This is a genomic window from Streptomyces sp. x-80, from assembly GCF_046549095.1.
In the GTDB taxonomy this organism is placed as follows: Bacteria; Actinomycetota; Actinomycetes; order Streptomycetales; family Streptomycetaceae; genus Streptomyces; species Streptomyces celluloflavus.
Genome location: NZ_JAJPWM010000018.1, coordinates 16,568 through 30,221, shown reverse-complemented (window position 1 = coordinate 30,221; position 13,654 = coordinate 16,568). Strand labels below are relative to the sequence as shown.

The 13,654-nt window shown below is 72.3% G+C and carries 10 protein-coding genes; 1 reads left to right on the top strand and 9 read right to left on the bottom strand.

Annotated elements, in window-relative coordinates:
* The first annotated feature begins 230 nt into the window (after nt 1–230).
* Complete coding sequence (locus ACLJWH_RS30575; RefSeq protein ID WP_411145016.1) at nt 231–743, top strand: hypothetical protein; 513 nt, start codon at nt 231–233, stop codon at nt 741–743.
* 209 nt (nt 744–952) lie between these two features.
* On the opposite strand, the gene ACLJWH_RS30570 is transcribed toward ACLJWH_RS30575, so the two are convergent.
* From ACLJWH_RS30570 to ACLJWH_RS30530, 9 genes are all read right to left on the bottom strand, one after another.
* A complete protein-coding gene (locus tag ACLJWH_RS30570) occupies nt 953–1,225 on the bottom strand; it encodes an acyl-CoA dehydrogenase C-terminal domain-containing protein (RefSeq protein WP_411145134.1) in 273 nt (90 codons plus the stop codon).
* A 69-nt stretch (nt 1,226–1,294) separates the two neighbouring features.
* Nucleotides 1,295–2,920: an AMP-binding protein gene (locus ACLJWH_RS30565; protein WP_411145015.1), complete on the bottom strand. Its 1,626-nt coding sequence runs from the start codon at nt 2,918–2,920 to the stop codon at nt 1,295–1,297.
* A 43-nt stretch (nt 2,921–2,963) separates the two neighbouring features.
* Nucleotides 2,964–3,980 carry an acyl-CoA desaturase gene (locus ACLJWH_RS30560; protein ID WP_052861137.1) on the bottom strand — a complete coding sequence of 339 codons (1,017 nt, stop codon included), beginning with the start codon at nt 3,978–3,980 and terminating at the stop codon, nt 2,964–2,966.
* Between the two features lie 13 nt (nt 3,981–3,993).
* The gene (locus tag ACLJWH_RS30555; RefSeq protein WP_131124353.1) at nt 3,994–4,839 is read right to left on the bottom strand and encodes an SDR family NAD(P)-dependent oxidoreductase; all 846 of its coding nucleotides are present in this window, start codon (nt 4,837–4,839) and stop codon (nt 3,994–3,996) included.
* The gene (locus ACLJWH_RS30550; protein ID WP_411145014.1) at nt 4,836–6,197 is read right to left on the bottom strand and encodes a protoporphyrinogen/coproporphyrinogen oxidase; all 1,362 of its coding nucleotides are present in this window, start codon (nt 6,195–6,197) and stop codon (nt 4,836–4,838) included. The genes ACLJWH_RS30555 and ACLJWH_RS30550 overlap by 4 nt, the downstream gene beginning before the upstream one ends.
* A 3-nt stretch (nt 6,198–6,200) precedes the next feature.
* Complete coding sequence (locus ACLJWH_RS30545) at nt 6,201–7,259, bottom strand: AfsA-related hotdog domain-containing protein (protein ID WP_411145013.1); 1,059 nt, start codon at nt 7,257–7,259, stop codon at nt 6,201–6,203.
* On the bottom strand, nt 7,256–8,719 hold the full coding sequence (locus tag ACLJWH_RS30540) for an NAD(P)/FAD-dependent oxidoreductase (RefSeq protein ID WP_411145012.1): 1,464 nt from the start codon (nt 8,717–8,719) through the stop codon (nt 7,256–7,258). The genes ACLJWH_RS30545 and ACLJWH_RS30540 overlap by 4 nt, the downstream gene beginning before the upstream one ends.
* Nucleotides 8,716–9,732 carry a 3-oxoacyl-ACP synthase III family protein gene (locus ACLJWH_RS30535; RefSeq protein WP_411145011.1) on the bottom strand — a complete coding sequence of 339 codons (1,017 nt, stop codon included), beginning with the start codon at nt 9,730–9,732 and terminating at the stop codon, nt 8,716–8,718. Before ACLJWH_RS30535 ends, ACLJWH_RS30540 begins: the two co-directional genes overlap by 4 nt.
* A complete protein-coding gene (locus ACLJWH_RS30530) occupies nt 9,714–13,652 on the bottom strand; it encodes a type I polyketide synthase (RefSeq protein ID WP_411145010.1) in 3,939 nt (1,312 codons plus the stop codon). The genes ACLJWH_RS30535 and ACLJWH_RS30530 overlap by 19 nt, the downstream gene beginning before the upstream one ends.
* Nucleotides 13,653–13,654: the final 2 nt, after the last annotated feature.

Genomic DNA, 13,654 nt, shown 5'->3' with positions numbered 1-13,654 from the left:
AACGCCCCCGGTGCCAACCCTCGACGGCGTTCAAGGTGTTCCGGCGGTCCCGGCACAGCGCAAAGCCCGCCGAGAGTACGAAAACCGAGTCAACGTGCGGTCTGCCGTCAGTGCCAGGAGGGCCTTCCGTTCCCGTCCCAGTTCGAACCGGGTGCCGAGCCGCAAGAGGGCGGCATCTGGCGGACTCTGTGGAAGCAGTTTCACCAAGGAGATGGGGAAGCAATGAGGAAATGGAGAAAAAGGAAGTGCGGGCAGTGGGCGCCATGGAATTGGAACTCGGTCTCTATGACTGGTCCCGGCTCCCGTGCCTGAACTGCAAGTCGGCGGAGCATGTCCCCGAGGCGCTGCTGCGGCTGGCTGATGCCCGGACACCGGAGGAGGCCGAGCCGCGGGGGATCGAGGGGCACGTCATCCAGGAATACTGGGCGCGGGCGACCGTCGTACCGGTCGCCCGGGTTCTGATGGCCGGGCTGGCGGGGCGGAGTCTCTCCGTGGCGGCGCGACACCAGTTCCTGGACCTGCTCGGGTCGTTCGTCAATCTGAACGTCGACGAACTCGCCGAGGAGTGCAAGGACGTGGTGCGGGCCGGTACGTGGCTGCTGTACGAGGAGGTGCTGTCCGGCAGGGCAATGGGCAGCGCCCTCTTCGCCTACTGGCTCCTCCAGGAAGTGGAGACGAACCCGGCGCGGTTGGAGCGGCTCCTTCAGGTGGCGAGGCATCTCCTGCCGGAGGACCTGAGCTAGGCCGAACACTGACCGGCAGGGAAGCGGGCAGGACCCACGCCGAAGAGGCGGGGTCCTGCCCGCTTCGCGTTTGTGCCGCGGTGGGTCGGTCGATCGGTGTGCTTCTTCGCGGTGACGCTGGGCCCGACACCTGGACCGCAGCACCCGCCGGCTCGCCCTGCCCGGCGGGCACTTCTCCTTCCGCGAGGACCGTGCGCCCCTCGTCGACGTCATCCGCGAGGAGGCCGCCGTCGGGTGGCGGCGCGCGACCGCCTGACGGATCCGTCGCACCGGCTCGCCAGGCGTCCTCGTCCAGCGTCGTGAGGACATCGTCCTCGCGGCCGGTGAGCCGCGACCGGCTGGAGCACCGCCCGGGCGAAGAACGCCGCCGTCGCCGCCTTCCCGCGGCAGAAGGAGCGTGGGGCCCGCTGCGCCCCGGCTGCGGGGTCTGCCAGGCGCCCGGCCGTCACTCCCGCCTGCCGCAGCAGCAGCCAGGCCGCCAGGACGTCACCCTGCGGCTCCCGGGTTCGAAGAGGTGGAACTCCACGCCCCTGACCGGCCCTCGCCGCCGGTCAGGCGAACGTCACCCGCGCCACGGGCACGAGCCGCCCCTCGTCGAGCAGTGCACGGCAGCGGAACCGCTGGATCTTCCCGCTGGGCGTCTTCGGGAGCACCCCACGCGCCAGGAACAGGCACTCCGCGAGCGCGACCCCGGCCTTCTCCAGGGCCAGCGAGGCGGCCTCCTCGGCGATCGGTTGGAAGTCCTTCGGGTTGCCCTGGGGCTCCACCATCAGCACGAGACGGGACATGCCCGAGTCGCCCGCGTCGACGACGACGGCGCAGCCCTTGCGGACGTTCTTCAGGGAGTCGACCGCCGACTCGATCTCGGAGGCGTAGACCTTCCGGCCGCCCACCGAGAGCATGTCGTCGGCCCGGCCGAGGACATACAGCTCGTCGTCGCGTACGAAGCCGAGGTCGCCGGTGCGCAGCCAGCCGTCCTGGAACCGTGCGGCGGTGCGCCCGGGGTCCGCGTAGTAGCCGCCGGCCAGGCTCGGCGACGACACCAGGATCTCGGAGATGCCGCCGCCGCTCCCCGCACGGACCGATACCCCGGGCAGCGTCACTCCGTTGGAGACCAGCCGGGCCGCCTTCGGATGGTCGGGTGCCACCTCGATCACCGAGCCCTCGACGAGCGCGGGACCGTCGAAGGCGAGGGCCCTGGGTGCCTGGGCCCACGGCTTCCCGGTCACGGCGAGCGTCGCCTCGGCCATGCCGTACGCGGGCTGGAACGCGGTGTCGGACAGGCCGAACGGCCGGAACTTCTCCGTCGCCGCCGCCAGCGTGTCCCAGTCGACGCGCTCCGCCCCGATCACGGCCGCCCGCAGCTTCAGCTCCTTGGGCAGTGCCCCCCGGCCCTGCGCCCGCGCCGCGAGGTACACGGCGGTGCTCGTGCCCGCGGTCATCGTCGCCCCGTACTCCGACATGTCCCGGAACCACGTACGCGGCGCCATCCCGAACCGGTCGGGCGACGACAGCACGAAGTCGAAGTCGTATGCCCACGAGTACAGCAGGCAGCCGAACATGCCCATGTCGTGCGAGAGCGGCAGCCAGGAGGCGACGGTGTCGGCGCCGGGGCGGCCGCCGGTCAGATGCAGGATGATCTGCAACTGCTGCTCGATGGCGCGGGTGGTCAGCGCGCAGCCCTTGGGGGTACTGGTGGAACCGGACGAGTACTGGATGAAGGCCAGGTCGTCCCGGCCCGGTGGGCTCGGCTCGATGCGTCCCCCGCCGCGCAGCGCCGACCAGCCGTGGACCGGCAGCTCCTTGCCGAGCTCCGCGGGGACCATGGCGGTCAGCCAGTCGTCGACCAGGAGCAGCGTCGGGTCCAGCCGGGCCGAGAGCGCCACCAGCTGCTCGCCGTACGCCTCCTGGCTCTGGCCGCGGGTCGGCAGCGGCAGCGAGGCCACCGCGCCGCCGGCCAGCCAGACCGCCAGCAGGCCGCGGACCGTGTCGGGTGTGTTGGTGAGAATGGCGGCGACCCGGGTGCCCGGCCCGACGCCGAGGGCGCGGAGCTCGGCGGCCATGCCGTGGGCGTCCCTGACGACATCGCGCCAGGGGGTGTGCTCGAATCCCTCGCCCGTCCACTCGTGCAGCACGCCGTGCGAAGCCCCGTTGGTCAGGGCGTGGAAGAACTCCATGTACGTGATCCCCGTCTACTTGTCCGCTCGTCCGGTGGCCGGGCTATTCCACGTCCACCAGCGAGGCGTCGGCCTCCCGGGCCTCGCGGTGGCGCTCCGCCATGGGCGCGATGTTCTGCTGGGTCTCCAGGAGTTCCCTCTTGTCCAGGGAGGCCGCGTTGACGCGGCTGACGCCCGCCTCGCGCATCTCCATGCGCTCGGGGTCGATGCGCACGACCTTCCAGGCGAGGTGGGTCTTCTCCAGGCTCCAGATGAGGATCGCGGAGAGGTCGATCTCGTACCACTTCATGCCGTGGCGGGCGGAGCGCGGGAAGGCGTGGTGGTTGTTGTGCCATGCCTCGCCGAAGGAGGGGATGGAGAGCCAGGCGACGTTGCGCGACTGGTCGGTGGTCTCGTAGCGGCGGCGGCCGAAGACATGCCCGACGGAGTTGACCGCGTAGGTCATGTGATTGATCAGGAAGATGCGGACCAGTCCGCCCCAGAGCATGCCGGTCAGGCCGGCCTGCCAGTCGCCGCCGGTGATGGCGTAGGCGATGAGGCCGGGCAGCACGACGCTGGAGGCGGTGACCAGCAGGAGGTTCTCGCTGAGCCAGCGCAGCGGCTTCTCGCGCACCAGATCCGGGCAGTAGCGCATCGGGTCGGAGGTGAGGTTGACGTCGAAGAGCCAGCCCAGGTGGGCGTGCCAGAGACCGGCCATCGTGCCCTGGAAGCCCGGCTCGAAGTCCAGGTGGGGGCTGTGCGGGTCACCGGGCTTGTCGGCGACGCGGTGGTGCTTGCGGTGGTGGGCCGCCCAGATCAGCGGCGGACCCTGCCCGGCCATCACCCCCGCGGTGGCCAGGGCGACGCGGATGGGCTTGTGCGTTTCGAACGAGCGGTGGGTGAGCATCCGGTGGTAGCCGGCCGAGATACCGAAACCGGAGACCGCGTACATGATGACCAGGACTACCACGTCCGACCAGCCGAAGATCTCGTTCCACAGCAGGGCCATGGCGCCGAACACCGCGATCAGCGGTATCAGCGACGCCCCGAGGATGAACCAACGGTGCTTTCTGCCGTCCATGTACCTGTGCCTCTCACTTGCGGAAGTGGGGAATACCGACTGACGGGCGGGTGCGGGAGCCGCTCCGCGCATTGCGGAAGACGGGCAGCACCGCCGCGCGCAGCACGGGAAAGAGCAGGGCACGCGGCGTGTGGCGGCCCGCGAGGTACTGGGCCTTGGCGACCGGCCCCGGGACCACCACGCGGCGCCCCTGCGCCAGGCCGCGCAGGCCCGCCTCGGCGACCCGCTCGGGCGTCAGCCAGGCCAGGAACTTCCGCTCCTGGAGCCGTGACATGCCGCCCACCGCGTAGAAGTTGGTGCGCACCGGCCCGGGGGCGAGCAGGGTGCAGCTCACCCCGGTGCCGCGCAGTTCGGCGTGCAGCGACTCGGCGAAGGTGTTGGCGAACGCCTTGCCGGCCGAGTAGGTGGCCGCGGTCGGCACGGGCTGGCAGCCCGCGGTCGAACCGGTGACCAGGATCCCGCCCCGCCGCCGGGCCAGCATGCCCGGCAGCAGCGCCTGCGTCAGCGCGTGCAGCGAGACGACGTTGACCTGGACCGAGGCGCTCTCCTTGGCGGGATCGTTCTCGCTGAACGGCCCGCAGGCGGGAAAGCCCGCGTTGGCGCAGAGCACGGAGACGGGCTGCCCGGCCAGCTCCTCTCCGAGTGCCCGCCGCGCGGCCGGGTCCGCGAGGTCGCAGCTCCGCACGCGCACCGGCACGCCGTGCCGGTCGCGCAACTCCTTGGCGAGCAGTTCGAGGGCGTCGGTGGAGCGGGCGACGAGCCACAGCCCGTACCCCCGCGCGGCCAGGCCCCGGGCGAGGTGCTCGCCGATGCCGGAGGAGGCGCCGGTGACCACCGCCCAGTCGGCCGGGCCGCTCACACCGCCGCCCGCGCGGACGCCGAGGGCGACGTGAGGTGTGCGGCGAGCCGGCCGGCCGCGGCACGGCCCGTCCGGGCGCACGCCTCGATGGACACGCCCTGGATGTAGTCGCCCGCGAGCTCCAGGCCCGCCACGCCCGCGACGCTCTCCCGCACCTCGGCGAGGAAGCCGGCATGGTGCGGAAGGTAGCCGCTGTAGGCCGCTTTCCAGTGCTTGACCAGGAGGTTGACGCGCTCGGCACGCGGTGCCCCCAGGTACTTCACCAGGCGCTCCTCGGCCTCACCGGTCAGCCGGCCGATGTTCTCCGGGCTGAGGTCGGTCAGACGCCCCTCGCGCCCGCTGTAGGTGTAGCGGACGATGTGCCGCTCCTCCATGCCGTACGAACCGGCGTTGCTGCACGGCCCGTCGTCCATGGCGAGCGCGCGCACGTCGTGGCCGAAGACGGGCCGGTCGTACTCGACGAGCACCACGGTGGACGGGAAGTAGTTCACGTCCGACAGCCGCCGGGCGAGCGCGGGCCGCGCGGAGCGGACGATCTCGGCTGTCGCGTAGGCCGGGGTGGCCAGCACCACGCCGTCGTAGTCGCTGGTCCGCGCGGGCGCCCCGTCCTCGGAGACGCGCAGTCCGGTGACCCTGCCGTCGCGGACCTCCAGGCCCTCCACGGTGGCGCCGAGCCGCACCGGGACCCGCTTGGCGAACGCGTCCAGGACCGGCTGGATGCCACCGGCCAGCTGATCGTAATGGTCCATCAGCATCGCCAGGTTGGTGCCGAACGTGCCGGGGTAGACCTCGTCGGGCTCGGCCCCGTTGTTGCGGATGACCATGGGCCTGACCAGCATGTCAGTCATCTCGCGTCCGAAGAACGAGCTGAGCGGGGCGTGGTCGTGGCGCCGCGAGACGCCGCTGAAGTAGCGCGAACCCAGGAAGCGGTTGCGCTCGTCGGCGCGGATCCGCGCCGCCATCGCCGCCATCCGCGCGAAGTCGCGGGCCGAGCCCATCCGCCGGATGTTCTTCAGGGTCTGGCTCCGCCGCTCGCTGTCGAGGGTGAGGATCTGGCCGTCCTTGATGCGGGACGCGTTGTAGCCGAAGGACTCGTACGCGTCCGCGCCGAGCTCCGAGGTGAACCAGCGGAACGTGTGGTAGCGGCGGCCGATGTTCTTCCCGCCCGTCATGACCTGCCGGTCGCCGAGCTTGTCGAGGCCGAAGCGGCCGCCGAGGATCCCGGCCGCCTCGATGAGCTCGACCTCGTACCCGAGGAGATCGAGGCGGAGTGCCGCGGTGAGGCCGGAGATGCCCGCCCCCACGACCGCCACGCGCCGCCGGTTTCGTGCGCTGTCACCTGTGTGTGCAACTGCCATGGATCAGACTCCGTGCGCTCGCGCGGTCGATGGGGGAAGCGGGGCCGCGTCGGGAAGCAGGTCGATGCGGCCCTCGACGATCGGTTTGCCGAACTGCCGCAGGACCACGGCCACCGGGACGCGGCCGTCCGCGCCGGGGGCGCCGGCCTCCGCCTCGTGGACCAGGTCGGCCTCGAACTCGGCGAAGTCCAGGAAGGCTGCCTCGCAGCCGACGGTGAGGGCGTGCGGGGTGGCCATCGCCCCGGCCCGGCAGGCCGCGGCCACGGCGGCCTGCCGCATGCCCTCGACCATCAGCGGGCCCGGCACATGGTCGTACTCGTGGTCGAAGAAGGCGGGGTGGTGCGGATCAGCCGCCAGCAGGCAGCGGAACGCGCCGTCGCCGGGCCCGCCGTCCGTCCGCGCCTCCGGTCCCGGCAGGCCGATGACGACGTTCCGCGGGTTCTCGCGCCCCACCAGGCCGGCGTCGAGCCGCCGTGCCGGAGTCAGGCGGGCGTCGGCCACCGGCTTCTGTGCCCGTTGGAAGGCCCGGAAGATGTCGTAGTCCTCCTGCGACATGAAGGCGAGCACCGCACTCAGGGTCATGGCCGGGCGCCCGCCGATCTCCATGGCGCCTTCGAGGACCATGCCCACCACGTCGGAGCCCTTGCTCCGGCGTTCGACGACCCGGTAATGCACGTAACCCTGGAGCGCCGACGTCCCGTCGTGGGCGTACGCCTGCGGGTCCGTCACCCGCAGCGTGATCCGCTGGAGGCTGAAGGGCAGCCCGAGGGGAACCCCCAAATGGCGGTGCAGCAGCACGAAGATGGACTGCCGCGCGGCCTCCGCGGACGCGAACGGATCGTGGAATCCGGGTCGTTGGTCCGACCACAGGCTGTGGGCGCGGGGGATCTGGAAGGAGAGGTGGAAGTCGTCGTCGGACCCCTGCGCGGAGTCGGTGACGAACACCTCGCCGATCTGCCTGCGATGGGCGAGGGAGCGGGGCACCGTCTGCTCGAAGGCCAGCTCCACGCCCGGAGGCGGAAGGTGGCCGCGCGCGGCGGTGCTCGGGATCGTGCTGGTCATCGGCTCAGCTCCGGTTCGGGCGTGTCCTGCTGCACGGGGCGCGGCGCCGGGCCGCTCTGGAAGACGGGCTTGCGCATCGCGTTCCTGCGCCGGATCTCGGTGGCCGCGAGCCGCCCCAGCTCGCGGAGCGTGGCGCGGCGTTGGCCGGGGGCGCCCAGCAGGTGCCCTCCCGTGGCGCCGAGCACCCGCGCCGGGGTGAGGACCTCCAGGACGGAGGACCGGTGGCTCAGCAGGTTCAGGACGCCGTCGACCTTGCCGCGCGCGTGCAGCCCGCGCACGACCCGCGGGACGACGCCCGCGATGGGTCCGGCCACACCGAGGTCTGCGGCCAGGCCGTAGTACTCGGCGTACGTGCGGTCCCGCCAGCGGCCGAACTCCGCGACGGCGCGGTCGAGCCGGACGCCCGACCCGATGGCGTCGCCGACCGCGTCGGCGAGCCGTTCCGCCTGGTGGAAGGCGTCGCCGATGCCGCGCCCGCCCGCCGGGTCCTTGAAGTGCCCGGCGTCGCCGAGCAGCACCCAGCCGGCGCCTGCCGCCTCGCGGAAGTAGCCGAAGAAGCGCCGGATGCCGTAGATCCGGCTCGCTCTGGTGGCGCCCGAGAGGGCCTCGGCGATCGGCGCGCAGCGCATCGCGTGGGCGCGCACGGAGCCGTCGAGGTCGGCGCGGAAGCTCTCCCGCTCGTGCCGCTGCGGGGAGACGCCCACGATGTAGAGGCCGTTGTCGGCAGGGCCGCCCAGCATGTGCCGGTCGCCCCAGCGGTGGAAGACGAAGGTCGGCCGCGGACCGGTGTCCGCGCCCTCGAAGTACGTCCAGTAGTAGCTGCGTTCGCCGGAACTCACGTGGTACATGCGGGACCCGCACGCCTCGGCGACCTTCGAGTTGCGTCCGTCCGCGCCGACCACCAGGCGGGCCCGCAGCTGTGTCTCGACGCCGCCCGACACCGCCCGGACCCCCGTGACGCGGCCGCTCTCACGGATCATCCCGACGACCCGGGTGCCCAGCCGCACTTCGGCGCCGGACGTGCGGGCGGCGTCCACCAGGACCGGGTCGAGGACCTCGCGGCGGATGCACGCCGCGCCGCCCACGTCGCCGGCCTCCTGCGGGAACGCGGCCCGGCAGCGGAACTCCTCCAGGCGCATGTCGACATGGCTCATGGTGGTGGCCCCGGCCGCACGCAGCTGCTCCATCACGCCGAGGCGGTTCAGAAACGCCAGGGAGTCGGCCTGGAGGATGTTCGAGGAGAGGGTCGAGCGGATCTCGGTGGCCTGGTCGAGCACGGCGACTCGCAGACCGCGGCGGGCGAGGAGCGCGCCGAGCGTGGCCCCGGCGCAGCGGGCGCCGACGACGATGACGTCGAACTCCTCGTTTCCGCCGGGGTGTTCCGCCGTACCGGACCGCTCTGCCGCGTCGGGCCGCTCGGTCCCGCCGGACTGCCCGGCTTGCCGGGACGGCCGGCTCATGAGGCGCCGTTCCAGCGCACCGCCGCGGCGGCCGCGAAGTCACCGGCGTGCGCGAACCCCGACATCACCACGAGGTCGCCGTCGCGCAGGTCTCCGGCGCGGGCAGCCCGGTCGAGAGTGACGGGTACGGCGGCGCCGTACAGGTTTCCGTAGCGGTCGAAGGTGTCCAAGTGCCGTGCCTCGTCCAGCTTCAGGGCCTGGCGCCAGTTCTTCAGGAAGATCCGGTTCGGCTGGTTGGTGACGAGCACGTCGATGTCGGACGGCTGCTCCCCGAGGTCGGAGCAGAGCTTCCCGACGAGCTCGGGGACGAGGGTGTTGCCGCGCTGGAGGATCTCCGTCGTCTTGTCGGCGTCGAAGCCGATGTCCATCTGGCCTTCGCCCGGCTCCCAGTACCTGCGCCCGTCCGGGGTCTTGATACCGAGGTCCACGGAGTACGCGGGGATGCTACGGGTCCGTACCCCGAGGAGCGGCGAGCCCGCGCCGGCCTCCAGGTAGGCCACACCGCAGCCGTCGCCGGGGATCGGCGCGTGCGACAGCTTGCGCACCTCGGACTGGGCGAACATCTGGCCCGCGGTGTTCTGCACGTTGGCGATCAGCGCGGTGCGCGCCGCTCCGTCGGCCATGATCTTCCGGGCCAGCGAGAGCATGTACGGGAATGAGGCGCAGCCGCCGTTGTGCAGGTCCACGATCCATTCGGGATCGATGCCTAGGGCGTGCGCGGCCTGGGCGCCGACGCCCATGAACGGTTCGTCCGGCAGCAGCACGTTCGTCAGCAGCACGTCGACCTGGCCCGCGGGCTCCTTGCCGAGGCGCTCGAAGACCGGCCGGGCTGCCTTGGCGATCATGTCGGCGGCCCGCTCGCCGGGGGCGACGTGGTGCCGGGCCGGGGGCACACGGAACAGCGGGGTGTTGGCGAGCGGGTCCACCGGGGCGCTCCCGTCCAGGAAGAACTCGGGTCCCACCACGTTCTCGGGCAGATAGCTCCCGAAGTCGACTATGCCGACGGGCTGCATGACAGTTCCTTTCGAAGCCAGTCCTCGACGGTGCGTGCCGTGTGAGCGGCGTGCTCCTCAAGGAGCGAGAAGTGGTCGCCGGTGACGGGCGTGACGGTGTCCGCGGCCTGCCAGAGCCGCCAGGCCGCGCCGTCGGGCGCGTCGGGCCCCTGCTTCGCGGTCAGGAGCAGCGCGGGCGCCGTCAGCGGGTCGGCCGCCCAGTCGTCGAAGAGCCGCAGATAGCCGCCCATGGCCAGTACACCGTCGTCGTCGACGTCGGCGGGCGCGCCGTCCCGGGCGAGGATGCGGCCCATCGCCCAGGCGAACACCGCTTGCTGCTGGGCGGGTTCGGGCTCGTACGTGTCGATCAGCACGACCCCTTCGACGCGGTGCCCGGCGCGCTCCAGCGATGCGGCGGCGGCGTGCGCGAGGGCGCCGCCGATGGAGTGCCCCGCGAGGACCAGCGGGGCACCGCCCGCGGTGTGCAGCGCGGCGGCGGCCAGGCTGTCGACCGCCGTCCGCCACGAGCCGGGCAGCAGCGGCGAGGTGCCGAGGCCGGGCAGGGTGAGCGCGGACATCCGTGGCCGGTGGGTGAATCCGGCGGCGAACCGCGCGAACTGGTGCGGGCCCGACCCGGCCAGGAAGGACGGCACACAGACCACGGCGGGCGTGGCGGGCCCGTCGGAGACCAGCACGGACTCCGACGGGCCCACGGGCCGTTCGTCCGTGGAGAAGGCGGGCCGGCCCGCGGCGGCCGCCCGCAGCAGCGGTACGGCGTCACCGAGTTGTCCTCGCCGGTGCAGGTCCCTGAGCAGGTCGGCGGGGCCGCTCGGGGTGCTCGGGGCGAGCAGCGGCCGCAGGTGCTCCGCGAGGGCCGCCGGGGTGGGGTGGTCGACCAGGAGGGTGGCAGGAAGGTCGAGGCCGGTGACCGAGGCCAGGCGCCGCTGGAAGCGGACGGCGCCGAGCGAGTCGATGCCGAGCTCCAGCAGCGTCAGGTCCGGGTCGATCCGCGCACCGTCCTCGTAACCGAGGACGAAGGCCGCCTGGGTGCGGACCAGCCCGAGTACGTCCTGCTCCTGGTCCGCCCGCTCCGGCTCGTCCCGGTCCGGCTGTTCCTGCGCGGCCGGTGCCGCAGCCGCCTGGTCCGCGGACGGGCCGGGATCCGTGCTCCGTACGGTCTGCGGCACGTCGATCCAGTGGCGGCGCGGTTGGAAGGCGTACGTGGGAAGGGGCACCTGGCGCGCCGCGTCCCGGGGCAGGAGGGCCGCCAGGTCGCCGCACGCGCCGTGCGTGTGCAGCTCGGCGAGCGCGGTCGTGAGCGCGGCGGGCTCGGGCGCGCGCCCGTCGAGGGCGGGAACGAGCACCGCGGACCCCGGGTCGCGCAGGCAGTGCCGGGTCATCGAGGTCAGCACACCGCTCGGCCCGAGCTCCAGGAACGCCGTCGCCCCCGCGCCCTCCAGGCGGCGTACCCCGTCGTGGAAGCGGACGGGGCGCTCGGCGTGGCGGACCCAGTAATCGGGCGTGGCCAGAGTGGCCGCGTCGGCGAAGGCCCCCGTCACGTTCGAGACGATCGGCACGGTCGGCGCGTGGTAGCTCAAGCCGCTCGCCACGGCCGCGAGTTCGCCGAGCACGGGCCGCATCAGGGGCGAGTGGAAGGCATGGCTGACGTGCAGCCGGCGGGTGCGGCGGCCCTCTTCCTGCCACGGTCGCAGCCAGGCCGCGAGGGGGTCGGCGGCGCCCGACACGACGACCGAGCGGGGCCCGTTCACGGCGGCGACGGCCAGCCGGCCGTCGCCGCCCAGACGCTCCAGGACCTCCTCCTCCGTCGCCTCCACGGCGACCATCGCGCCGCCCTCCGGCAGGGCCTGCATGAGCCTGCCGCGCGCGGCGACCAGGGCGCTCGCGTCGGCCAGGGACAGCACCCCGGCGATATGCGCGGCGGACAGTTCGCCGATCGAGTGGCCCATCAGGAAGTCCGGCGTGAGACCCCAGGACTCGACGAGGCGGTAGAGGGCCACCTCAAGGGCGAACAGCGCCGGCTGCGTCCAGCCCGTGCGATGCAGCAGCTCCGCGTCCGGGGTGCTTTCGGGAGCGTCCATCACCTGGCGCAGGGGCAGCTCCAGATGCCGGTCGAGTTCGGCGCAGGCCGCATCCAGGGCGTCGGCGAACACCGGGTGGGCGGCGGCGAGTCCGCTGCCCATGCCGGCCTGCTGGGACCCCTGCCCGGAGAAGAGGAAAGCGGTCTTCCGCGCCCGCGCCGCCACTCCCAGGAAGGCGTTGCCCGGCAGTTCTCCCGCGCCGAACGCCGCCAGCCCTGTGAGGAGTTCGGTGCGGGTGGTGCCGGTGAGGGTGGCTCGGTGGTCGAAGTGGGTGCGGGTGTGGGCGAGGGCGGCGCCGATCTGGGTGGGGGTGGCGTGGGGGTGTGTGGTGGTGAGGTGGGTGTGCAGGCGGCGTGCCTGGGCGCGCAGGGCGGTGGGTGTCTTGGCGGACAGCACCCACGGCACCACCGGCAGGGCCTCCGGATCCAGCCCCGCCCCGGTGTCGGAGGACGCGTCGAGCGGTGCCTCCTCCACCACGACGTGTGCGTTGCTGCCGCTGATGCCGAAGGCGGATACTGCGGCTCGGCGGATGCGTTGGCTGCGTGGCCAGGGGGTGGTTTCGGTGAGGAGGGAGATGCTGTTGTCGGACCAGTTGGCTTTGGGTGTGGGCCGGTCGACGTGGAGGGTTTTGGGCAGTGTTTCGTGGCGGAGTGCCTGGATCATTTTGATCAGTCCGCCGATGCCTGCGGCGGCTTGGGTGTGTCCGATGTTGGATTTGAGTGAGCCGAGTCGTAGGGGTTGTGCGGTGGGGCGGTTGTGGCCGTAGGCGGCTGTGAGGGCGTCGATTTCGATGGGGTCGCCGAGGGTGGTGCCGGTGCCGTGTCCTTCGACGGCGTCGATGTCGTGGGGGTGGAGTCGTGCGGTGGTGAGTGCCTGGGTGATGACGCGTTGTTGGGAGGTGCCGTTGGGGGCGGTCAGGCCGTTGCTGGCGCCGTCCTGGTTGACTGCGGAGCCTGGGATGAGGGCGAGGATGCGGTGGTTGTTGCGGTGGGCTTGGCTGAGGCGTTCGAGCAGGACGATTCCGATGCCTTCGGCCCAGCCGGTGCCGTTGGCGGCTTCGGCGTAGGAGCGGCATTTGCCGTCCGGTGAGAGTGCGCGTTGTCTGCTGAATTCGGTGAAGACTTTTGGTGTGGCCATGACGGTGGCGCCGCCGGCCAGGGCGAGTGTGCACTCGCCCTGGCGCAGGGCCTGTACCGCGAGGTGCACGCTCACCAGTGACGACGAACAGGCCGTGTCGACAGTGAGAGCCGGCCCCTCGAAGCCCAGCACGTACGAGACGCGACCGGAGAGCACGCTGCCCGCCGATCCGATGCCCCAGTAACCCTCCAACTCGTCCGGACCCGACTGCGCCAACTGGGCGTAGTCCTGGCCCGTCGTCCCCACGAACACACCCGTCTGCGAACCGCGCAGGCTGCCAGGGGCGATGCCTGCGTCCTCCAAGGACTCCCAGACGACCTGGAGGAGCAGCCGCTGCTGGGGGTCCATCGCCAGGGCCTCGGTGCGGCCGATGCCGAAGAACTCCGCGTCGAACTCCGTCGCCCCCTCCAGGAACCCGCCGGCCCTGGCGTATGTCGTGCCGGGGTGGTCCGGGTCGTCGTGGAAGAGGCCGTCGAGGTCCCAGCCCCGGTCGCGGGGGAAGTCCGTGACGACGTCGCGCCCGGCGGCCACCAGGTCCCACAGGTCGTCGGGGGAGGCCACGCCGCCCGGATACCGGCAGGCCATGCCCACGACCGCGACCGGCTCGTACGCGCGCTGCTCGGCCTGCCGCAACTGCTCACGGGTGGCCTGCAGTTCGGCGGTGACACGCTTGAGGTACCGCAGTGTCTTGTCGTCGTCCGGCATGG